Annotated in this window: 21 protein-coding genes; 7 read left to right on the top strand and 14 right to left on the bottom strand. The window is 40.5% G+C overall.

Going from position 1 to position 21,624, the window contains the following annotated elements:
• Nucleotides 1–416: 416 nt before the first annotated feature.
• Nucleotides 417–1,595, bottom strand: a complete 1,179-nt coding sequence (locus G476_RS21690) for a CAP domain-containing protein (protein ID WP_051314738.1) — start codon at nucleotides 1,593–1,595, stop codon at nucleotides 417–419.
• 398 nt (nucleotides 1,596–1,993) lie between these two features.
• On the bottom strand, nucleotides 1,994–2,422 hold the full coding sequence (locus G476_RS0110215) for a CBS domain-containing protein (RefSeq protein WP_026690027.1): 429 nt from the start codon (nucleotides 2,420–2,422) through the stop codon (nucleotides 1,994–1,996).
• A 199-nt stretch (nucleotides 2,423–2,621) separates the two neighbouring features.
• On the opposite strand from G476_RS0110215, the gene G476_RS0110220 reads away from it, so the two are divergent.
• Nucleotides 2,622–2,978, top strand: coding sequence for a YugN family protein (locus G476_RS0110220; RefSeq protein ID WP_026690028.1), 357 nt, complete (start codon nucleotides 2,622–2,624; stop codon nucleotides 2,976–2,978).
• A 14-nt stretch (nucleotides 2,979–2,992) separates the two neighbouring features.
• Here G476_RS0110220 and G476_RS0110225 read toward each other — a convergent pair whose 3' ends face one another.
• Entirely contained in the window at nucleotides 2,993–3,370 is a 378-nt protein-coding gene (locus tag G476_RS0110225; protein WP_026690029.1) for an Asp23/Gls24 family envelope stress response protein, read from the bottom strand.
• Between the two features lie 95 nt (nucleotides 3,371–3,465).
• On the opposite strand from G476_RS0110225, the gene ytvI reads away from it, so the two are divergent.
• On the top strand, nucleotides 3,466–4,533 hold the full coding sequence (gene ytvI / locus G476_RS0110230) for a sporulation integral membrane protein YtvI (protein ID WP_026690030.1): 1,068 nt from the start codon (nucleotides 3,466–3,468) through the stop codon (nucleotides 4,531–4,533).
• An 86-nt stretch (nucleotides 4,534–4,619) separates the two neighbouring features.
• Here ytvI and G476_RS0110235 read toward each other — a convergent pair whose 3' ends face one another.
• The 6 genes from G476_RS0110235 to cyoE all read right to left on the bottom strand — a co-directional run bounded on the left by G476_RS0110235 (nucleotide 4,620) and on the right by cyoE (nucleotide 10,065).
• Entirely contained in the window at nucleotides 4,620–5,078 is a 459-nt protein-coding gene (locus G476_RS0110235; RefSeq protein ID WP_026690031.1) for a DUF420 domain-containing protein, read from the bottom strand.
• A 142-nt stretch (nucleotides 5,079–5,220) separates the two neighbouring features.
• On the bottom strand, nucleotides 5,221–5,571 hold the full coding sequence (locus tag G476_RS0110245; RefSeq protein ID WP_026690032.1) for a cytochrome C oxidase subunit IV family protein: 351 nt from the start codon (nucleotides 5,569–5,571) through the stop codon (nucleotides 5,221–5,223).
• 15 nt (nucleotides 5,572–5,586) lie between these two features.
• Nucleotides 5,587–6,198: a cytochrome (ubi)quinol oxidase subunit III gene (locus G476_RS0110250; RefSeq protein WP_026690033.1), complete on the bottom strand. Its 612-nt coding sequence runs from the start codon at nucleotides 6,196–6,198 to the stop codon at nucleotides 5,587–5,589.
• A gap of 2 nt (nucleotides 6,199–6,200) precedes the next feature.
• Nucleotides 6,201–8,027 (bottom strand): cytochrome c oxidase subunit I, encoded by a 1,827-nt coding sequence (ctaD, locus tag G476_RS0110255; protein ID WP_026690034.1) that lies wholly within the window; start codon nucleotides 8,025–8,027, stop codon nucleotides 6,201–6,203.
• A gap of 27 nt (nucleotides 8,028–8,054) precedes the next feature.
• Entirely contained in the window at nucleotides 8,055–9,083 is a 1,029-nt protein-coding gene (coxB, locus tag G476_RS0110260; protein WP_026690035.1) for a cytochrome c oxidase subunit II, read from the bottom strand.
• A 46-nt stretch (nucleotides 9,084–9,129) separates the two neighbouring features.
• On the bottom strand, nucleotides 9,130–10,065 hold the full coding sequence (gene cyoE / locus G476_RS0110265) for a heme o synthase (RefSeq protein WP_026690036.1): 936 nt from the start codon (nucleotides 10,063–10,065) through the stop codon (nucleotides 9,130–9,132).
• 489 nt (nucleotides 10,066–10,554) lie between these two features.
• Between cyoE and G476_RS0110270 the strand changes: the two genes are divergently transcribed.
• Nucleotides 10,555–11,445: a COX15/CtaA family protein gene (locus tag G476_RS0110270; RefSeq protein ID WP_026690037.1), complete on the top strand. Its 891-nt coding sequence runs from the start codon at nucleotides 10,555–10,557 to the stop codon at nucleotides 11,443–11,445.
• A gap of 181 nt (nucleotides 11,446–11,626) precedes the next feature.
• Here G476_RS0110270 and G476_RS0110275 read toward each other — a convergent pair whose 3' ends face one another.
• The 4 genes from G476_RS0110275 to glsA all read right to left on the bottom strand — a co-directional run bounded on the left by G476_RS0110275 (nucleotide 11,627) and on the right by glsA (nucleotide 17,634).
• Nucleotides 11,627–12,073, bottom strand: a complete 447-nt coding sequence (locus G476_RS0110275) for a Dps family protein (RefSeq protein WP_026690038.1) — start codon at nucleotides 12,071–12,073, stop codon at nucleotides 11,627–11,629.
• A gap of 378 nt (nucleotides 12,074–12,451) precedes the next feature.
• Entirely contained in the window at nucleotides 12,452–15,898 is a 3,447-nt protein-coding gene (gene pyc, locus G476_RS0110280; protein WP_026690039.1) for a pyruvate carboxylase, read from the bottom strand.
• A 419-nt stretch (nucleotides 15,899–16,317) separates the two neighbouring features.
• A complete protein-coding gene (locus G476_RS0110285) occupies nucleotides 16,318–16,608 on the bottom strand; it encodes an Fpa/YlaN family protein (protein ID WP_026690040.1) in 291 nt (96 codons plus the stop codon).
• A gap of 96 nt (nucleotides 16,609–16,704) precedes the next feature.
• Entirely contained in the window at nucleotides 16,705–17,634 is a 930-nt protein-coding gene (gene glsA / locus G476_RS0110290; RefSeq protein WP_026690041.1) for a glutaminase A, read from the bottom strand.
• 101 nt (nucleotides 17,635–17,735) lie between these two features.
• Between glsA and G476_RS0110295 the strand changes: the two genes are divergently transcribed.
• Nucleotides 17,736–18,233, top strand: a complete 498-nt coding sequence (locus tag G476_RS0110295; RefSeq protein ID WP_051314739.1) for a hypothetical protein — start codon at nucleotides 17,736–17,738, stop codon at nucleotides 18,231–18,233.
• Between the two features lie 93 nt (nucleotides 18,234–18,326).
• Here G476_RS0110295 and G476_RS0110300 read toward each other — a convergent pair whose 3' ends face one another.
• Nucleotides 18,327–18,515, bottom strand: coding sequence for a YjzC family protein (locus tag G476_RS0110300; RefSeq protein WP_026690043.1), 189 nt, complete (start codon nucleotides 18,513–18,515; stop codon nucleotides 18,327–18,329).
• 199 nt (nucleotides 18,516–18,714) lie between these two features.
• Between G476_RS0110300 and G476_RS0110305 the strand changes: the two genes are divergently transcribed.
• The 3 genes from G476_RS0110305 to G476_RS0110315 all read left to right on the top strand — a co-directional run bounded on the left by G476_RS0110305 (nucleotide 18,715) and on the right by G476_RS0110315 (nucleotide 21,621).
• A complete protein-coding gene (locus G476_RS0110305) occupies nucleotides 18,715–19,620 on the top strand; it encodes a manganese catalase family protein (RefSeq protein ID WP_026690044.1) in 906 nt (301 codons plus the stop codon).
• A gap of 193 nt (nucleotides 19,621–19,813) precedes the next feature.
• Nucleotides 19,814–20,353, top strand: a complete 540-nt coding sequence (locus tag G476_RS21695; RefSeq protein WP_051314740.1) for a sigma-70 family RNA polymerase sigma factor — start codon at nucleotides 19,814–19,816, stop codon at nucleotides 20,351–20,353.
• Nucleotides 20,329–21,621, top strand: coding sequence for a DUF4179 domain-containing protein (locus G476_RS0110315; protein ID WP_026690045.1), 1,293 nt, complete (start codon nucleotides 20,329–20,331; stop codon nucleotides 21,619–21,621). Before G476_RS21695 ends, G476_RS0110315 begins: the two co-directional genes overlap by 25 nt.
• The last annotated feature ends 3 nt before the right edge of the window (nucleotides 21,622–21,624 follow it).

Consider the following 21,624-nt stretch of genomic DNA (forward strand, 5'->3'; position numbering starts at 1 on the left):
GTATAAGTGGCGACGAGCTCGCCCCATGCATACCAGCCTCTCTTGTCGTCCACCTACGCACGACATAGCACCTAACATTAAATATCCTTTGCCTTAGTGTTTAAGGCTACGCTTAACGCCAATCTCTTCCTATCCGCAGCAGTGCCGGTGAGCCAGTAGAAACACCCTGCTTCTTCCTCTGCAAGTAAAGCTTCGTAATGTTCTGCGTCGAAGCAACTCGCTGCACATTCACGAGGTAAACGCTCCTCACTGCCGCAGGAGTGTCGCTTTTAGCGTTCAGTTGCTCATATCCAAATGGACATAGCATTTCACGCAAATAAAAAGGTTGACTGACTAAGAGGAATAATCCACTTTCTTTAATTAGGAACGTAAAAGAAGCCCCATACACTTTGTCTTCGTGTAAGGGGCTTTTCGTTTTACCAAGGTGTCATGAAATTTTGAGTGTAAAAGTCTCGGTGAACGCCGACGCCTAAGTGAGTGAGATCTTCATTCATCAAGTTGACTCTATGACCTTCGCTATTCAACCAACCTTCCATTGCAGCACCTGCGTCTACATAACGGGCTGCAATATTTTCAGCTGCTCTTTGATATTGAACGCCACCATTGGTTAAGCGTTCTCCAAGGTCCCCATGTGTTGGTGAGTGATGAGAGAAATAAGCGTTATCCCGCATATCCTTACTGTGACCAAAGGCCACTGCAGATGTATCTTCATCCCAATCAAGAGGATCAAGACCGTGCTTTTGACGAAAGTGGTTCGTTAAGTCAAACACTTGTCGAGCCATCCCCTTTTCAACCTGTTCCCACTCACTCTCTGTAAGAGTTGGTTTTTCCGGGAGGCTTCCCTTATAAATAAGAGAATAAGGTTGATGAAGTACCACAGTATCGCCATCAATATATCGAATCGAAGATAATTCTTGATCAAAGGTGTCAATATAAAGTTGCACCCAAACCCCATCTACTTCTATAATTGGGTTGGTTCGAATTTCCTTTGGTGATAGGTTAAACTGATAATCGTTCGTTATCGTAATTTCTCTTTCAAAATTCCAAGTAGATGCTAAATGGTCATAGGATTCACCAATCTCGAAAGGCTCGGTTTGATTATTTGGTAGGTTCGTATAAATCGTTACAATCGAACCCCCTTGTATCCCTGCTTGCAAGTAAAGATCATCACGGTTCCAAACAAACCACTCATACCCATACTGAGAAGGTTCAACTCGGTCAGGCTCACCATAAAGGCTGACTAGTTCATCTGAAGCTTCCCCAATCAAGGTGTGAAACGGATTAGCATGCTCAATTTCAACTGTTTCACCATCAGACAACCCATCTTGGGAGTCAGCGATTACTTCTTCTGATTCGACTTGTTCTACCTCTTTCATGATTTTTTCTTCCGGTTCTTCTCCTGTTGCTTCTTCATTTTCTTCTATGTAGGATGGCTCGTCATCCCCTATGGTAGGAGATTCTTCGGGCTGCTCCTGTGTAATAAATTGTTCAGGTTGACTATCTAAAAACAACATAAAAGCAATTAAACCCAATCCAAAAACAATGAACGTCAATTTAAAAATGATCCGCATGGTTGCTCCTCTCTGCACTTCCATTATAGAAGCTCTCTTCTTTCTCTTTCCTAACGAATCCTGCCTTAAACGTAAACCTTACAAAATATTGTACATTTTGACAAGGGTTATTATCGAAGGCATTGAAAAAGTTAAAGATCGAATTTTTTCAGTGCCTTCTCTATCACCTTTTGGCAGTACCTTCTGAAGGAAAGTAAAATGTAGGAGAACCTCACGCCTGCCCTGTCAAAACAATAAAAAGGCTAAGAATGAAATGTTGTTATAGATAACCTAAACAAACCGGATCAAGAGCATATTAATCCGTCCTGATTCGAAAGTTTATCTAAACACATTACATATCTCAGCCTTTCGCTCTTCCTCACCTATCATACGACCACCATAATCACTCTGGCTCCACTATTTCTATAATAATATAGAAATGATTAATGATGAACTTCAGGTCGCTCAGAAATCTCGTTTAATGCGAAGCTCGCTTCGTCTGTTGTTGAAGTATGAGTCGCCAAGTCTCCTAATGACACAATACCGACCAATTTCTGACCGTCTACGATCGGTAAGCGACGGATCTGTTTTTCAGCCATCATCTGGGCAGCTTGGTCAACGATCATCCCTGAATCAGCAGTAACTAAATGTTCACTCATGACCTCTTTTACCTGGCAAGAGTTAGGTCTCTTTTCCGCTACCCCTCTTAGAACAATGTCACGGTCGGTAACCATTCCGAGCAAATGGTCCCCTTCACAAACCGGAATTGCACCTACATCCAACTGTTTCATTTTTGTAGCTGCTTGATACAAATTATCATCAGGTGTACAGCATTCTACATTGGTGGTCATTACATCTTTTAAACTTTTCATCATCGTCCTCCTGGATAAAAATTTTATACACATTTACTATTTCCAGGAGGACGAATTTCATTCTCTTTTTAAAATCGTTTAAATCCGTGTTAAATCAACGAATTCTTTCTACTTTGAGATAACGATTCGTTGCATCCGGCGCCATTTCGTAATATGATTAAAAGGAATGAATTAGAGATAGCTCTGGGAGGTATAACAGATGAAATTTGAAGCACATGAACTAGAAGGTTTAGAAATTGAATTTCAAGCAATGGAAAATGTTATGGACGGATTAGGTTTTACACACGTATGGGATTATGAACGTGTAACCTTTGATTATAAGATCGTTGATCAAGTACGTGATGACGTATATTACTTCCGTATTCAAGGATATGCTGTACAAGGAGAAATTCCACAACCTCACAGCGTAGTTAAAATCATGAAAGCATTCTTGGGGAAACACTATTACCCACATGGCGTTGAATACGATAATGAAGAATTCCCAAAGCATGTCGTCGAGAAGTGCAAGAAGAAAATCGCAAGTGTTCAAAAGCAGCTTGCAGAAGAAGTAAACTAAGTTACATAACTAAGCTAACGCAAGTCGCGAACTTTGCAAGATACGACTCGAACGTTTACTTCATCAACAGTGATGGAAGTCATAGCACGAATGTGTTTCGCCATGTATAACTGGAGCTTTCGACACACTGAATGGATGGGATATCCGTCTTCTATGACGACCTCCAAGGTGATCGAAAGCTTTTCTTTTTCCTCAATACCGTCAGTAAAGCGCAATTTAATTGAAGATAATGAATCTCTTAACTTTTGATCTTCGTTCAACAGTTGCAAATACGGTCTTGTTGACGTCCAATCTTTAAATAAAAAGTAAACGTATTGCTTTAAAGCTTTGAATGAAATGGAGACATTGCCTTTAAACGTTTCGTGCGTGATATTATGCACGCTTTTTTTCATGAATTCGCTCCTTCCTAAATTTGATATTTCGACTGTCATAAACCTGGCTTTCGGTCTATAATAAGGTAGAGAGTTTGCAGCCAGAAAGGGGATTAATGGTGACATTTAGAAACTATAAAAAATATATTTACATCGGTATCGGTATACTTGTTGCAGCCCTTTTCTTCTACTTCATCATGCCTGTATCGATACCACTTATTTTAGCCCTTGTAACGGCTTTGTTTTTAACACCTGCCGTAACAGCTTTGAGTAGACGAGCTCGTCTGAAGCGGAGTGTATCCGTGTTTATCGTCTTTATGATATTTTTATGTATCATTAGTTTGTCCACATACATCATAACTACAAAAGCTGTTACCCAAGTGAACAGTTTTGTGGAAACCCTTCCGAACACAATCAATAATATTAGTTTCGCTTGGATGGAATTGCAACGAAACATTGAGCAACAGCTTGTCGATCTTGAATTGGATCAAGGGATTGCTAGAGAGATTGATCAACAAGTAACGTACACTCTTGCGAATTTTAGAGCGTACCTTGAAGATATTAACCTTGTTAATCACGTGACTAACTTTGTAATAAAAATACCGTCCTATTTAGTATCATTGATCGTCTATTTGATCGCCCTTTACTTGTTCCTTTTAGAATTACCTAGGTTAAAACTAAAGGTTTTATCTTACATGACTGAAAAGACACAAGAAAAGGTAAGCTTTATGAGCTCGCGATTATCTTACGTGATCTTTGGTTTTTTTAAAGCTCAGTTTCTTGTAAGTATCATTATCTTCATTGTCACCTTTATAGGATTATTGTTCATTGCACCGGAAGTGGCCTTGATTATGTCCATTATCATATGGATTATTGATTTTATCCCAATCATCGGGTCCATTGCCGTTCTTGCTCCTTGGGCACTTTATCACTTAATAGCCGGTAGTACAGTCCTTGCTGTACAACTGCTTATTTTAGCAGGAATCCTTCTCGTTATTCGTAGAACAGTGGAACCTAAGGTGATGGGGCACCATATTGGTCTCTCCCCTCTTGCTACCTTAATTTCACTTTACATTGGACTTCAATTAATTGGAATACTCGGTTTCATCTTGGGTCCGTTAATTGTGATTTTATTTACGAGTGCGAAAGAAGCAGGCATCATCAAAATGAATTTCAAGATATAAAAAATGTTCGACCCTTTTCCATTGTGTCAAGGGTTGAACATTTTTTTAGTATAAGAAAAACGATAGCCCTTTAAGGACTATCGTTTTTAAATTCCTAATATTGCTCGCCATACATTCGTTGTCTCTCCTGGGGGAAAGATCACATAAAGCAGCAAATAAACCATAATACCTGAGGTTGCTGATATAAACCAAACAACGGAAGTTACTGGACCGAGACGTCTATGAGTACTCAGCTTATTTTTATAGCCTGTGATCAAGGTCCATATCCCCATACCAGCTGCAACCGTTGCTAGTACAATATGAAAGAGTAAAAAGATTGTATAGTAGAGCCTTATACTATCGGGTCCCCCGAAAGCCGTGCTCCCAATAAAAAATGTTTTAGACAAATACGTAATAAAAAAGATTACTGCTAAAACAGCAGCCCAAAACATTGCTTTTTTGTGTGCTTCAATCTTGCGCTTGGCAACAAGATACCACCCTAATGCTACAAATATTGCACTAGCTCCAATAAAAACTGTACTTATAAAAGGTAAAAAGGTATCCACCGTTCACCCACCTTTCTCGTTAAACCATCCTTCTCTATCTTATCGAATTTTGACGTAAAATCGTATCCGTTTTTGTGACAGATTCATGACTTTCAAAAACAAGGAGCCCAAGCATTGAGCCGGGCCCCTTCTTTTATTTGTTTTAGTATTTCGTAACACCAATTAATAACATTAACGTTGCTACTGTTAGTGCTGCTACGAAAAACCCTGTCCAAAGCATAATGTTCGTCCAACCGTTTCCTCTTTCATTCAAATGCATGAAGTAGTAAAGCTGCATAATGACTTGGACTGCTGCAATAATCAAGATAAATGGAATCGCAAATCGGTTCGGGATTGTGTCACTTGCCACTGTCAAAAATGCAATGGAAGTTAAAAAGATCATAAACACAAATGAAATGATTTGCTGTTTTCCTTCTCTTGCTAGCTGACGCTCTGCTTTTTTGGAAGGCTTTCCTTTAAGCGGAGCACTCGGGTCTGTTACATGTGGATCCATCTTTTATTAACCCCCTTAAACTCCCATCAAGTATACGACGGTGAAAATGAATACCCATACTACATCAATAAAGTGCCAGTATAGGGATGCTACATAAAATTTAGGTGCATTCGTAAGTGTAATACCTGCTTTTCTGTAGCGGATTAACAATGTTGAAATCCAGAGTATACCAAAGAGTACGTGACCACCGTGAGTTCCAACTAACGTGTAGAACGAAGAAGCAAAGGCACTCGTCGTAAATCCGAGTCCGTAATCGACATACACGATAAACTCATAAATCTCAAAGCCTAGGAAGCAAGCTCCAAGGAACACTGTTGCCCACATCCATATGATAAGCCCTTTAAAATTACCTTTTTTCATGTTGATCATAGCAAACACACTTGTTAGTGAGCTTGTTAAAAGAATCATTGTCATAATGAATACTAAGTCTAAGTGGAAAAGGTCTTGGGATGTTGGTCCATCCGCTACACCATTTCTAAGACCTAGATAAGTTCCGAATAAACTTGCGAACAGAACCGTTTCTCCACCAAGGAAAAACCAGAATCCAAGAAACTTGTTTTTACCTTCGAGTGTTGCTTTTTCCGGATGTGAAGGAAGGGTTTGCTCATGTTTCACTGCTTCAGCCATAATTACCCAACCCCCTCTTCTTTCTTAATATCCTCTTTGTGAATATGATAGCCGTGATCTTCTTTGATCGAACGGATAAACATTGCACCAAGAGTAATAGCAAGACCGATAATCGTTACCGGGTGTACCTGGTAAATCAGACCGAATGACGCTAGGAACAACCCAAGGCTCATAAAGATCGGTAATATGGAGCCGTTTGGCATGTGAATGTCATCCAATGGTTCTGCAGCCTTAATTTTACCGTTACCATGCGTTTTTTCATACCACAAAGCGTCAAGCTCACGTACAAGTGGCGTTTGGGCAAAGTTGTACTCAGGAGTTGGTGTTGGAATTGCCCACTCAAGTGTACGACCATCCCATGGATCTGCTTCGGATTTGTTTTTCACAGATACAATCACGTTTACTACTAAAAGGATAAACGCGACACTCATGAGGAAAGCCCCCATTGTACTTACAAAGTTTAACTCATCAATTCCTTGTCCTGGTAGATAAGATGCAACTCGACGAGGCATTCCCATCAAACCGATAAAATGTTGAACAAAGAACGTCAAGTGGAATCCGAATAAGAACAACCAGAAGAACCACTTTCCTAATGTTTCGTTCAATTTGTAGCCGAACATTCTTGGCCACCAGTAGAAAGCACCGGAGAATAATCCGAATACTACACCACCGATAATTACGTAGTGAAAGTGAGCTACAACAAAATACGTATCGTGGAACTGATAGTTCGCAGCACTTGTTGCAAGCATAATTCCTGTTACTCCACCCATTACGAATGATGGGATGAAGGCAATAGCGAAAAGGTTCGCTGTAGTAAACTGAATGCGCCCTCCCCACATGGTGAAGAGCCAGTTAAAGATCTTAATACCTGTTGGTACGGCAATCGCCATTGTTGCAACCGCAAAGATTGCGTTGGCTACAGGGCCGATACCCACTGTAAACATGTGGTGAGCCCACACCATGAATCCTAAGAAACCGATAATTAAGGTAGCAAATACCATTGCTGAATAACCGAAAAGACGTTTCTTAGAGAATGTTGATAATACTTCAGAGAAAATACCGAACGCCGGCAAAATCAAGATATAAACTTCCGGGTGTCCGAAAATCCAGAATAAGTGCTGCCAGATAACAACGTTTCCGCCAACATCAACAGCGAAGTAAGTTGCTCCGAACAAACGCTCCAACATAAGAAGGAGAAGTCCTACAGTAAGTGCAGGGAAAGCAAAAAGGATAAGAGCAGAAGCAACAAAGCTACTCCACGTAAATAGAGGCATACGCATCATACTCATTCCAGGTGCTCGCATGTTAATGATCGTTACAAGGAAGTTAATTCCTGCGATTAAAGTACCTAATCCACTAATTTGAAGTCCGAGTACATAGTAGTCGATACCAGTACCGGAATATTCACTTGAAAGTGGTACATAAGCTGTCCAACCGGCATCAGGAGCTCCACCTAGGAACCAGCTTAAGTTTAGTAATACACCCCCGAAAAGGAACAACCAAAAACCTAATGAGTTCAAAAACGGGAAGGCAACGTCACGCGCTCCAATTTGAAGCGGAACGATATAGTTCATAAAACCGAAAAGAAGTGGCATTGCTGCCAAGAAAATCATTGTTGTACCATGCATCGTTAATAGTTCGTTAAATGTCTGTGCTGTAACAAAGTCGAAATTTGGGAACATTAGCTGAATACGCATGAGTATTGCTTCAAGCCCACCAAGGGCGAAGAAGAAACCACCGGCGACCAAATACATAATACCGATCTTTTTATGGTCTACGGTTGTCAGCCAATCCCAAAGCACGCTTTTTTGTGCTTGTGCATTTGACACGTTGTTTACCCCCTTAAACTGTGGACATTATTCGTCATCTAGTACTTTTAGTGAGTTAAGATAGTCAATAAGTGAATCCATTTCATCGTCTTCCAGATTATCGAATCCAGGCATTCCTACACCTGATCCTGGCTTTTCAGCTTCCGGATCGCGAATCCATGCTTCAAGGTTTTCATCATTGTGATCCATAAATCCGGCAATGTTTTCACGCTCACCGAAGTTTGTAAGGTCTGGTCCCCCTTGAGGGTTTCCGCCTTCTCCTCCAACTGCGTGACACGCAAGACAGTTTTGTTCAAAGACTTCACGGCCTTCTGCTGCAACCTCACCTGTTGGTTCAATCAGTTCAGAGTCTGGTTCAGCCATGCCTTGAGCCCACTCATCAAATGTGTCAGGATCAACGGCAATCACTTTAAAGTCCATTAACCAGTGACCTTCTCCACAGAGCTCCGCACATTTTCCGAGGTAAACACCTTCCTCAGGAGCTTCTATCCACATGTCATTTGTAATTCCCGGAACCGTATCTTGTTTACCTGCGAGGGCTGGTATCCAGAACGAATGAATAACATCAGAAGCTTCTAAATTGAAAACAATGCGAGTATCAGTAGGAATGTAAAGATCTTGACCCGTCGTTATTTCAAGGTCAGGATACTCGAACTCCCACCAGTATTGGTGTGCAGTTACATTAACTACAACCGTGTCGTCTGTTACTTCTGTGTCAGCAAGTGTAAACGTATCCATGACATTCGGAATGGCAAGGATAATAAGTAAAACAATAGGAATAGCAGTCCAAATAATTTCAAGATTTTTGTTTCCTTCAACTTGTTCCGGAATATGATTGTCACCTGGTTTTTCTCTAAAGCGAACCAATACGTAAATGAAAATGGCCGCTACAACCACGATAACAAAAACCATGATCAACAAGCTGAGTCCGATAAGATTATGCTGCATTTCTGCGACCGGACCACGCGGATCCAATGCAGTCAAGTTTTGTTTTCCACATCCGGCTAAAAATAGCAGAATGAAAGAAAATGGAAGCACTCGCCACAAGTTCTTCATCGTGTCATAAACCCCTCTTTCTCTGTTTACTTAGTACATAAGATTGTTAAAACATATGAACAATGACCATTACTGCAAACAGAACCATCAAATAAACCAGTGAGTAAAGGAACATATGTGTGGCCCATTTAATGTCATCGTCATATTTTTTATAACCAGCAAAACCTAGCACGAGCCAACCTGCTCCTAATACAATGGCTACCGTTGTATAAACAACACCAAAGTTGAACAATGTTAATGAAACCGGAATTAGTGCTACCGTATAAATCAGGATTTGCCTTTTTGTGACGCTAAACCCTGCTACTACCGGAAGCATTGGAATTCCAGCTGCTCTGTACTCCTCACATCTTCTCATCGCTAAAGCGAGGAAGTGAGGTGTTTGCCAGACAAACAAAATTAAAAAGAGCGACCAAGCGTATGGGTGAAGTCCCGGATCAATCGCTGCCCATCCAATTAAAGGCGGCACCGCTCCAGCAAAACTGCCGACAATGGTATTCAATGTCGTTGTACGCTTTGTCCACATTGTGTAAAACACAACATAAATAATCAGACCCGATAAACCAATAACGGCTGTTGTCATGTTTACAGCTGCAAGCATCATTGTTCCTAATCCTGAGATGATCAAGCCATACCATAATACTTGAGATGCGGTAAGCTCACCAGTTACAGAAGGTCTCTCTTCTGTTCTGATCATTTTGTGGTCAATGTCACGATCAACATAATTGTTGAGTGCACAACCCCCAGCTATAACCATTGCAGAACCAAGCATCGCTAACAAGATGGTAAGCGGTTGTTGTGATAACGGTGTTTGCGTATAGTAGGCCGCAAGAAAAAGCCCAGCGAACATTGTAATCAGATTCGACTTAACAATCCCTGTCTTAGAGATCGCCATATACGATCGCCACGTCACTTTTTGGCTCGACACTTGTTGCTCCTCTGTTTCGACAACCTCCGATGATGAAATTGTACCGGATTTATTCATTCTTTCACCCCCCGAGTCTGAGTCAGAATATCTGTGTTGTACTGTAATACCCCATACAAGTCTAATCGTTTCCTTTCGTAGAGTCTAGCAGAAATTAAATTTCACAATCTTTGAAAATCGTAAAATTTTGTATAAACAAAGGAAGATTAGACTCTATCTCACATTATATAGCAAGAGACCGTGATTTTCATCACATTATGGCGATTACATATAAGTACCACAAAATATTTTACCATACCCTCCTATTGTAATCACACGTATTTCGAATAATCTCTTGTTTTCATTTATTTTGTTACAATTTCATGAACAACGAGATAGATTAAAATAATGATAACCAAAACTATGAGATAATCACTGTGCTTCCATTTCATTAACGTTTGTTTAATTCAAGTTAAATTGACATTCGACGTATTTCTCCATAAAATGAATGTTGATGTGTGCTTTAAACAACCTTTAAATTGATTTTACGTATAGAAAGCCGGTGAATACATGAACAAAGGATTAAAAGTCTTTGGTGTCTTTGCTTCATTTGGTATGCTGATCGTGCTCATACAGGGGGCCCTTGTCACACAAACCGGTTCCGGTGATGCGTGTGGAACATCATGGCCGTTATGTTATGACCAAGTCATCCCTCAAACACCAACCATTCAGACATTAATAGAATATACGCACCGCCTCGTGTCAGGTATTATGGGACTTGTAGTGATCATTCTAGCTGTATGGGCTTGGTTTAAGTTAGGTCACTTAAGAGAAACGAAATTTCTTTCCATCCTTGCTGTTTTTGCAATTGTTTTTCAAGGACTGCTAGGCGCTGCAGCAGTTGTATGGGGACAGTCAGACGCCGTAATGGCTTTGCATTTTGGCTTTTCTTTAATCTCTCTTGCAAGTGTTGTTTTGCTATCCCTACTTGCTTTTGAAGCGGACCATGCAAATGGGCCAGTAACAGTAAACCTCTCTAATAGGATGCGTTATTATATCTATTTTGTTATTACCTACATGTACATTGTCGTTTACACAGGAGCCTTCGTAAAACATACCGGCGCAAGTTCTGCATGCAGAGGCTGGCCATTGTGTAACGGACAGCTTATACCTGAACTGCAAGGTCGTGTTGCCATTCAATTTGGTCACCGAGTTGCTGCTGGACTTCTATTTATCGTTATTTTAATTATGTTAGTTCAACTATTAAAACGTTATCGCAGTGAAAAAGTGATTGTGTGGGTTGCTGTAATCTCTTTAATCCTCGTATCCATTCAAGTAGCAAGTGGCGCGATTGTCTTGATGACAGGATTTACATTATGGGCTACCCTCTTTCATGCATTATTCATCAGCATATTATTTGCTGTACTGAGTTATGGTGTAATGATTGTATCTCGAAAATAAAAACCTTGCGAATCTCATTGATTCGCAAGGTTTTTTTCTTTTCCCCGTTGTCTATAGCAATAGACACTTTAAGTAAATCTATTCGATCGTTACTCCGAACAAATGAGTCATTATCATTTTGTGTACTTACATTCATTTAGGAAGTTATCTAGTTGCACACATAAGACACTGTCGTTTACCATTATTCGCCTAGGTACGAACGAAGCATCCAATTATGCTTTTCAAAAGATTGACGAATACCAATTAGCATATCAGCGGTTGCTTCATCACCAACACCTTCTTCAAGGGTTTCGATATCCCCTTTTAATTCTTCAACAAGGGTATCCAAATCTTTCACAAGGGCTTGAACCATGTCGTCGGCTGACGACTCACCTTCAGCTTCTTTCAATGTAGCAGTATTTAAGTACTCTTTCATAGTTGCTACAGGCGTTCCTTTTACAGCTAATAGTCGTTCAGCCAGTTCATCAATGTGGCCGGCGACTTCATCATATAATTCTTCAAATTTTACGTGAAGAGTGAAAAAGTTTGGTCCTTTAACAAACCAATGGTAATTGTGTAATTTTACAAAAAGGACGTTGAAGTTGGATACATGTCGATTTAAGATCTCTGTTTGTTTTTCGTGTGCCATCTCTACATCATCTCCCTTTCTCAATTCCTTCATTAATTTGTTCCCAGAAGACTATAATTATAAACGTAGTTAACCAATGATACGACTTAAACAAAGGGGTTGGACATAACGAGAATTCGCACGGACCATGAAGGGTTGAAAAGTTACTCTTAAACGATTCTTCGCTTTTCATGGAAAGCTTGTGAAGCAAGTAGTACCCCTACTTATGACTTAATTAAAACCATTTCGCAACTTTTTGCACACTCATATCCGTGTCGAAACGCTCGTTATTTCCACGGGGATGAAGACCAATCCACCTATTCCGCCTCACCCTAAGGGTTTCAAACAAAATGACTTATCATGCTTCTAAACTTGTTCCCCATAACTCATCGTAAAACCTTATTCGAATTCCACTAATAAATCTCCCGCTTGTATACTTTCGCCATCACCTACGAAAACATCCACGACCTTTCCATTAAACGGTGCTTGAACAGTTGTCTCCATTTTCATGGATTCTGTAATAATTAAATGGTCGCCTTTTTTCACATCATCACCAGCACTAATAAGCGTTTTAATGACTGTACCTGGCATAGAAGCACCAATTTGTCGATCGTTGTTTTTATCTGCTTTTGGTTTTAATTTCATGTCGGATTCAATACTTTGATCGGTGACGTACACTTCTCGAGGTTGTCCATTAAGCTCAAAATAAATAACACGAGTCCCGTCACGTTGAGCTTCACCTAAGGATACAAGTTTAACGATTAACGTTTTCCCTTGTTCAATTTCAATTTCGATCTCTTCCCCTACTCTTAATCCATAGAAGAACGTTGGCGTATCAAGTACCGAAAGATCACCATATTGCTCAATGAACGTTTCGTTATCCAAATATACTTTCGGATAAAGGGCGTAGGAAAGTATGTCATGCATGGTCACTTGTCGCCCTAATTTATGATATAACGTTTCCCGAATTTCATTAAAATCAACAGACTCCAATAGTTCCCCTGGGCGAACTGATATTGGTTTTCGATCTTTTAAAATCACCTTCTGCAGTTTCTCCGGAAACCCTCCATACGCTTGACCTAAATACCCTTCAAATAATTCAATTACACTATCAGGGAAATCAAGACTCATGCCTTTTTCATAAACCATCTCTTCAGTCAAATCATTTTGTACCATAAATAACGCCATATCTCCAACTACTTTTGAAGAAGGGGTTACTTTGACAATATCGCCAAACATGTGGTTGACTCGAGTATACATTTCCTTTACTTCATCCCAGCGATGCCCAAGTCCTACTCCTTTTGCTTGTTGCTGCAAGTTACTATACTGACCACCAGGCATTTCGTGAGAATAAATTTCAGAATGCGGAGCCATCATTCCACTTTCAAAATCTTGATAGAAATGGCGAATATCTTCCCAATATCCATTTAAAGCGTCTGCATGTTTTAAATTAAGCTCAGGTTGACGTTCGTGACCGCTCAAAGCATGATACAAGCTGTTCATGCTTGGTTGACTTGTTAATCCTGCCATCGAACTGATGGCTGTATCCACGATGTCAACACCAGCCTCAATTGCTTTTGCATAGGTAAAAATGCCATTACCACTCGTGTCGTGGGTGTGCAGATGAATTGGAATATCAATGTTTTCTTTAAGAGTAGAAATTAATTCATAAGCGGCTTTTGGCTTTAATAATCCAGCCATATCTTTAATCCCCAAGATATGAGCCCCTGATGCTTCTAGTTCTTTAGCCATATCTACATAATAGGCCATACTGTATTTTTGACGATTCGAATCCAAAATATCGCCCGTATAACACATGCTTGCCTCTGCTATTTTCCCTGAATCTCTTACTGCTTGAATAGCGGGTCGCATACCGTCAATCCAGTTCAAGCTGTCAAAAATTCGAAACACATCAATACCAGCATCAGCAGACTTCTCCACAAATTCTTCAATCACATTATCTGGGTAGTTCTTGTACCCAACAGCATTAGAGGCACGTAGTAGCATTTGAAAAAGAACGTTTGGTGCTTTCTCTCTAAGAATCAGGAGTCTTTTCCATGGATCTTCATGCAAAAACCTCATACTTACATCAAACGTCGCACCGCCCCACATTTCCATAGAAAAGAGATTTGGCAAAAGGCGTGTTGTCGGTTCAGCAATGTTTTTCAAGTCTTGTGTACGAACACGAGTGGCGAGTAAGGATTGATGAGCGTCACGGAATGTTGTATCCGTAAGAAGAACATTTTTTTGTTCTTTAACCCAATTGGCTACTCCCTCAGGCCCTTCGGAATCAAGAATTTGCTTTGTTCCGTCAGGTATTGGCTTTAAATAGTCCACTTCTGGAATACGAGGATTGGTTGATAAAGGCTTAGATTTTCGGCCAATCCCAGGATATCCGTTAACTGAGGTGTAACCAATGTAACTGAGCATCTTGGTTCCTCGGTCTTTACGCTTTGGAAACACAAAAAGTTCAGGTGTCTTATCGATAAATGCCGTATTATATTGACCATTTACAAACAATTCATGACGCACGACATTCTCCAAGAAAGCAATGTTCGTTTTGATCCCTCGAATTCGAAATTCCTTTAAGTTTCGGACCATTTTGTGTGCGGCGTCCTCAAATGTAAGGGCCCATGTTGAAAGCTTTACGAGAAGCGAATCATAATGAGGGGAGATCACTGCACCTTGGAATCCATTTCCAGCATCGAGTCGAACGCCAAATCCCCCACCAGTACGATAAGCCATAATTTTTCCCGTATCAGGCATAAAGTCATTCGTTGGATCTTCGGTTGTGACTCTTGACTGTATGGCATAGCCGTGAGTATAAATATTCTCTTGTTTTGGAATGCCTACTTCTTTTGAGTGAAGGCTTTTCCCGTCAGCAATAAGGATTTGTGACTGAACAATATCGATACCAGTAATCATTTCTGTAATGGTATGTTCGACTTGCACACGAGGATTCACTTCAATAAAGAAAAACTCACCGTTATCGGTAACAAGGAATTCAACTGTTCCTGCATTTACGTATTCAATGTTCTTCATCAACTTTAATGCTGCTGCGCAAATGTCTTCACGGGTGTGCTCGCTCAACCCAACGCTCGGAGCCACTTCAACTACCTTTTGATGTCTTCTTTGGACCGAACAATCACGCTCATACAAATGGACAATATTCCCGTCGTGATCTCCAATAATTTGCACTTCAATATGTTTAGGGTTCTCAACAAATTTCTCTACGTACATCTCATCACTACCAAATGCCGCCTTCGCTTCTGAACGAGCTCTTTCAAAGGCTTCCTTCAATTCACCTTCTGACCGAACGATCCTCATCCCCCGACCGCCGCCACCAAGAGAAGCTTTAATCATGAGAGGGAAGCCACTTTCTTTTGAGAACGCTTCCACTTCTTCCAAACCTGAAACCGGCCCGTTGGTACCTGGAATAACAGGGATCTCTGCTTCAATGGCTTGTTTTCTTGCTTGTACTTTATCACCAAACATTCTTAAATGCTCTGTATCGGGTCCAATGAAGATGATTCCTTCTTCTTTACACCTTCTCGCAAAATGAATGTTTTCTGACAAGAACCCATATCCCGGGTGAATAGCATCTACATGATTTCTTTTTGCTACTTTAATAATATCTTCAATGTCCAGATAGGCGTCTATCGGTTTTTTTCCTGCACCCACCAAATACGCTTCATCCGCTTTATAACGGTGATATGACCCAGTATCCTCTTTTGAATAAATTGCTACTGTTCGAATGTCAAGTTCTGTACACGCACGAAAAATACGAATCGCAATTTCCCCACGATTAGCCACCAATACTTTCTTTATGTTTTGTAACCGATCCATCCTATGTAGCCTCCTCATAAACTTTGTCTAATAATATGAACGATGGTAAGTTTCCCGTTTCGGAGAATCGTCATCCTAATTCCCGGAGAAAACCTACTATAGGTTAAAGTTATACAGATTTTGATAAAATCCTCTATTTTTTTGCTCTTTTCGCAAAGATTGTTTTTCTATAAATAAAGATCCGTCTCATGCCATCCGCTCCCTTACCTACTTACGTTCAACTACATATTACGAAAGGACGATGCATTTCGCATAAAACGAAAAGTCAGCAAACCTTCGAAGTCTGCCTTTACAGTGTACAATGAGGGTGAACACGTATTTTTATGAAGAATACCATTACTTTAAAAAGTCCTGATTTTACATAAAAAAACCAAGCTTGTCAGTGAAGACAAGCTTGGTTCATGAGTCCGTATGGTTGTTTACTTATTTTTTTCCCGTAAACAGGCTTCGTGCAAGGCAGATAACTGCTTTTCCAGCTGATCCAAAAGGCCTTTTCCTTCATCCTCTTTTATAAGGTTCAAGCGAATGGCAAAATCGATCTCACGGGAAAGTCCGAACATTTGTGTATCTAAAACTTCCTCATAAAGAGGACATTGGGGCATTGTTAAGTTAGACATTTGCACTTCAATGAGATTCAAAATTTTTTGAGCATCTTCTTTTAGAAGGGCATACGCTTTTTCACTCTGTCCGGATAACGTCTCAATTGACATTGTCATCCCTCCTATTATCCAAAAGAAACTATCCCTACTTCCTTATATTATCTGTTACCTATAAAAAATGCAATACATATCCATAGAGCGTATTCATTAGAAGATACTTAAGTCATATCTAGATGAAAGGGATTCCAACAGCTTCATACCCGCAATACTGTTTCCTTTATCATCAAGTGCCGGACCGTATATACCTATGCCCAACCCGTGGGGAATAGAAGCCATAATTCCTCCGGAAACACCACTCTTGGCGGGGATTCCCACTCGTATTGCAAATTCACCTGAAGCATTGTACATACCACATGTGACCATAAAGGTTTTTAAGATCCTGGATATGTGCAGTGGAATAATCGGGCGGTTGGATTCTACATGTCGTCCCTCATTCGCTATCACATAACCGATTTTAGCGAGGTCCTGACAGTTAACCTCAATGGCACATTGCTTTGTGTAAAGATCCAGCAAATCCTCCACGTCATCATCAAACACTCCGTGCTGTTTCATAAAATAGGCAAGTGACCTATTTAAATGTGCTGTAGCCAATTCAGAGCTCGCTACATGTTCATCGTAGCTGATCTTCGGGTTGCCTGTGAGCTCATGGATAAACGTTAACAGCCTTCCTAGTTTTTCCTCGGTTGTGGAACCGGCTATCATAGAAGTAACCGCAAGTGCTCCGGCATTGATCATCGGATTTAATGGTTTATTTGGTTTATTTGTTTCAAGCTTAATGATGGAGTTGAACGGGTCTCCTGTAGGTTCCATTCCCACTTTTGAAAATACTTCTTCTACACCTTGATCCATTAGGGCAAGAGCTAAGCTCAGGACTTTTGATATACTTTGAAGCGTAAAGGTCTCTTCCACGTTGCCTACAGCCGCACACGTCTCTCCGCCATCATAAATCGCCAGGGACAACACAGAAGGATCAGCCTCCTGTAACGCCGGGATGTAATTGGCCACCTTACCCTCTTTTGTTAAAATTCTTGCTTCTTCTATCATGTGATTTAAGATGTTTTTGTCTTCACAAATCACGAATACCCCTCCAATTATAAAATCGATGTGTGACAAATCGTGCGATAACTTTTATAATTCAATTAGTAGATTGGTTAAACCGTCATTTAGGAGTGAGTCATATGAGTCAACAGGAAATGATAGTAACGATTACCGGTAAGACAAAGCATACGATCACGCTCGATCCGGGTGCGTTTATGTTCGATAAAAGAAAAGTGAACATGGAAGCGTACCTTCAGTCAGAACCTTTTTCGATAACAGAGAATATCGATGATGAAGACAGTAAATCCGCTTTAGCATGGGACAGCCACAGAAGCGGTATGAAAATCAGGAATGAAAACAGTATTTCTGTAGATCGGCAAGCATTGAAATCAGAAAGCTTCGGTATTCCTCTTACGCCATTTTTGGAAAACGCTTCACCGGACGAAGATGCTTCAACAATTGTTTTTGAGAAACAAGATGGATCTGAACTAGAAGTTCCATTTCAATCCCATAAGGAAATTGTGCTGAAGTTTTCTCATAAAGGAGAACCCCTTACAACAACCGGTCCCATCCATGTTTATGACGGAGTAAATAACGATAAACCGCACACTCACGTTATTAAAATTCGTGTCCAATAATAAAGTTGTCAATGATTTAATATTACCTATTAAATCTATTCGTAAACGCGAAAGCACCGGAATCAGATCGATTCCGGTGCTTTCTTGTACAGGTTATTTTACCTTTTTCCAGTAGGCTGCTTCTTGACTTGATCTTAAAGGTGGGAATGTATCTCCCGATTCGAGTGTAATTTGCGATTCGTGTTCAGTAGGATTAGACTTTTTTCTTCCGTCTGTTAAACCATCAAACTCATACTTACCATTTGCGGGTGCCTTTTCTCCAGTTTTGTAACGATCAGACATTCTAACACTCTCCTTTTAAAATTGGTAACAGTCTTCCTATTGCCTGGGGTTTCCTTTATTAAACCTTCTTTTTATTAAATGATTCGACAGGACCCTGACGTTTGTACGAGTTTTATATTTTTAATGTATACATGTTTTTTACACAAACAATATGGGAATGTCAACCAGTGTAGGAAATTATTTATAGGAGGTTGTTCTATTGTTCAAACGCATTGATCGGCTTCAAATTGACCTGCCTCGTCCGAAACACCCTGACCCTGATTCTGCTGGAGCGATTCAAGAGCTTTTAGGTGGCCGCTTTGGTGAAATGTCAACACTGAACAATTACATGTTTCAGTCATTTAACTTTCGAAGCAAAAAGAAACTCCGTCCATTTTACGAGTTGATCGCAAGTATTACTGCAGAAGAAATGGGCCATGTTGAACTCGTCTCCAACACAATAAATCTTTGTCTTGACGGTTCAATTGGAAACGGAAGTACAAACCCGGACGATACGCCCCTTCGTGATGCACTAGGAATGGGAAATAAATTTAATTTTATCCTCGGAGGCCAAAATGCTGTACCTACGGATTCCACCGGAAAAGCCTGGACCGGAGATAATGTCTTCTCTAGTGGTAATCTTGTAGATGACCTCCTGCACAATTTCTATCTGGAATGTGGTGCCAGAACTCATAAAATGAGAGTGTATCAAATGACTGACAACGAAGCTGCAAGGGAATTAACTGGCTATCTTCTTGTCAGGGGGAGTGTTCATGCAGTTGCATATGCCAAAGCATTGGAAACGGTAACAGGTGTAAATATGATGAACATGCTTCCTGTCCCGAGCCTGGACAACTCTAAATTCGACTACGCAAAAAAGTACGAAGACGAAGGTTCACACTTAAAGCTGTATCGCTTTAGTGATGATGATTACAACTTACTTGATCGTATTTGGAACGGTCCATCACCAATCGGACCTGCAGGTGAGCTTGAAGTGGTTGATGGCGTCCCAGAAGGAGGAGAAATACCAGATCTTCAACAGATTCCTGAAGAATTTGCCCCAGGGTTTGATGAAGAACAATTTCGAGAACTATCCAAGAAGCTTAAATACGAAGCTGGAATGTAAAAATGACAGACAAAATGATAGCTTTCGAGAATATTAGAGGCACCTTGGCAACTTTGCCAAGGTGCTTTTTTTGTTTGCTCAAATAAACTTTAAATCCATTATAATCGTTATATATACATATTTTTCAATTTAGTGAAACCTGAACCAGGCTTTTACGATCTAATAGACGTGGATGCAGAGGGGGGATAAAAAGGTGAATAGCCTTAAGACTGTAAAAAAAGCCATAAATGGGTGCAAGAAATCATTCGGAAAGGTAATAGAAGAACACAAAGTAACCTTGTACAGAGTAAGCAGGACTATCCTTTCAGATGACCAAGATTCAGCCGATGCCATTCAGGAAACCATTCTTAATGCTTATGAGGGGATTGGCAAGCTACGTGAGCCCTGTTATTTTAAAACATGGCTCATCAGAATTTTGATAAATGAATGCAATCAAATTCATCGAAAAAGAAAAAACATCATCCCGATTGAACAATTAGGAGAAACGTCAACTGAAGAGCAAGGCTTTAAAGAGCTTGAAGTGATGGAACTCTTTACTTCCCTCCCTTCTACCGAAAGCCAGCTGCTGAAATTGTATTACATTGAAGACTTATCAGTAGCAGATCTGGCTTTACTCTATGAAACATCTGAAAATACCATCAAAACACGTTTGAGAAGAACCCGTGAAAAGCTTCGCAGGATACTTTTTCAAAGTGAGGAGGCAGAATTATGGATCAATGGGAACAACAATTGAAGAAAAGTGTCAATCAGTCTATGCCTGAAAATGTCGACAGAACCATAAGCGACACTCTTTCAACACTTCCCGCCAGAAAAACGAAGCAGAAAGGAGTCATGTATTCATTCATAAGTGTTGCTTCTCTTTTTCTCATTATAATCAGCATGTCCCTTTTCTCCCCTTCTTTTGCTTCATCAATGAAAAACCTGCCGATTGTCGGTTCTGCATTTGAATATGCCAATAATGCGGGAATTATAAAAGGTGCAGAAGAAGGTTTGGTTACAGCCATCGGGGAGGAAGTCACGATTGACGGAAATACAGTCATCTTTACAGATACCCTTTATGACGGATCACAAATTCACATCGGGTATATGGAGGAATGGGATGAAGAGCTCGGACACAGGGATTTCCCTGTCAACGTACTTTTCACTGTTAACGGCAGAGATATTGGAAGCTACGGCTGGGGCGGTACTGGAGAGTACTTGGACGACGGGTGGTACGCGGGTACAATCAGCATTCGCATACCAGATCTTCCCGACTCTTTTAAACTAGGCATCAAACCGTTTGAACGAAACGCCTGGTCGGTTGAATTACCTGTTGAAAAGAAAGGTGAATCGGAGACGATCATGGTAAATGAAGTAAAAGAATCGGGGGAACTTTCTCTTTCCTATAACACGGTTACCTTCCACCCTACTTCAACAGCGATTTCCATGAACAGCTCCTACCCTGAAGAATATGATGATGAGTTTCACAGGCTGGACTATCACATCGTCGATGAGAATGGCCGAATTATCCAATCTACGAGTGCGAGTGGCAGCGGTCAAGTGAAAAACGGTTTATACCTGAATGAATATTCCCTCTTCTATGAGCCTTTAAAGGAAAAGCCAAAAGAACTGACCATCACACCTTTTCTTTTTGGGGAAACGGATAATGATATTGCCTTTGTCCGTGCACCGTGGAAAAAAGAAGAGGTCACTCTTTCTCAAGGAGAAGTAGGCAGCGTTACCGTTCACGATGTTGTTTCAGAAGAACATACTACCTATATCACATACACCTTAGAGGGCAAACACGCTTCTTACCAGAGCCAGTCTCTGTGGATGGAAGATCAAGAAGGAAATGAATACCGCTCCTACACTACTCCCCACTACAATGAGAGTACAGGAGAATACAGACTTGCATTTGACAAAGTTCCGGTTCTTGAGGACAGCCTAATCGTTACTGTTGAACTGGAGACCGTTCAATTCTTCGATGACTTACTAATCACCATTCCCTTTAGTAATGATTAGTGG

The organism is Alteribacter aurantiacus DSM 18675, from assembly GCF_000429705.1.
GTDB classification, from domain to species: domain Bacteria; phylum Bacillota; class Bacilli; order Bacillales; family Salisediminibacteriaceae; genus Alteribacter; species Alteribacter aurantiacus.

Bases quoted from the DNA above. Each gene is read 5' to 3' on its own strand.
- G476_RS21690 (WP_051314738.1), bottom strand. From the start codon at position 1,595: ATGGAAGTGCAGAGAGGAGCAACCATGCGGATCATTTTTAAATTGACG.
- G476_RS0110215 (WP_026690027.1), bottom strand. From the start codon at position 2,422: ATGAAAAGTTTAAAAGATGTAATGACCACCAATGTAGAATGCTGTACA.
- G476_RS0110220 (WP_026690028.1), top strand. From the start codon at position 2,622: ATGAAATTTGAAGCACATGAACTAGAAGGTTTAGAAATTGAATTTCAA.
- G476_RS0110225 (WP_026690029.1), bottom strand. From the start codon at position 3,370: ATGAAAAAAAGCGTGCATAATATCACGCACGAAACGTTTAAAGGCAAT.
- ytvI (WP_026690030.1), top strand. From the start codon at position 3,466: ATGGTGACATTTAGAAACTATAAAAAATATATTTACATCGGTATCGGT.
- G476_RS0110245 (WP_026690032.1), bottom strand. From the start codon at position 5,571: ATGGATCCACATGTAACAGACCCGAGTGCTCCGCTTAAAGGAAAGCCT.
- G476_RS0110250 (WP_026690033.1), bottom strand. From the start codon at position 6,198: ATGGCTGAAGCAGTGAAACATGAGCAAACCCTTCCTTCACATCCGGAA.
- coxB (WP_026690035.1), bottom strand. From the start codon at position 9,083: ATGAAGAACTTGTGGCGAGTGCTTCCATTTTCTTTCATTCTGCTATTT.
- cyoE (WP_026690036.1), bottom strand. From the start codon at position 10,065: ATGAATAAATCCGGTACAATTTCATCATCGGAGGTTGTCGAAACAGAG.
- G476_RS0110270 (WP_026690037.1), top strand. From the start codon at position 10,555: ATGAACAAAGGATTAAAAGTCTTTGGTGTCTTTGCTTCATTTGGTATG.
- G476_RS0110275 (WP_026690038.1), bottom strand. From the start codon at position 12,073: ATGGCACACGAAAAACAAACAGAGATCTTAAATCGACATGTATCCAAC.
- pyc (WP_026690039.1), bottom strand. From the start codon at position 15,898: ATGGATCGGTTACAAAACATAAAGAAAGTATTGGTGGCTAATCGTGGG.
- G476_RS0110285 (WP_026690040.1), bottom strand. From the start codon at position 16,608: ATGTCAATTGAGACGTTATCCGGACAGAGTGAAAAAGCGTATGCCCTT.
- G476_RS0110295 (WP_051314739.1), top strand. From the start codon at position 17,736: ATGAGTCAACAGGAAATGATAGTAACGATTACCGGTAAGACAAAGCAT.
- G476_RS0110300 (WP_026690043.1), bottom strand. From the start codon at position 18,515: ATGTCTGATCGTTACAAAACTGGAGAAAAGGCACCCGCAAATGGTAAG.
- G476_RS0110315 (WP_026690045.1), top strand. From the start codon at position 20,329: ATGGATCAATGGGAACAACAATTGAAGAAAAGTGTCAATCAGTCTATG.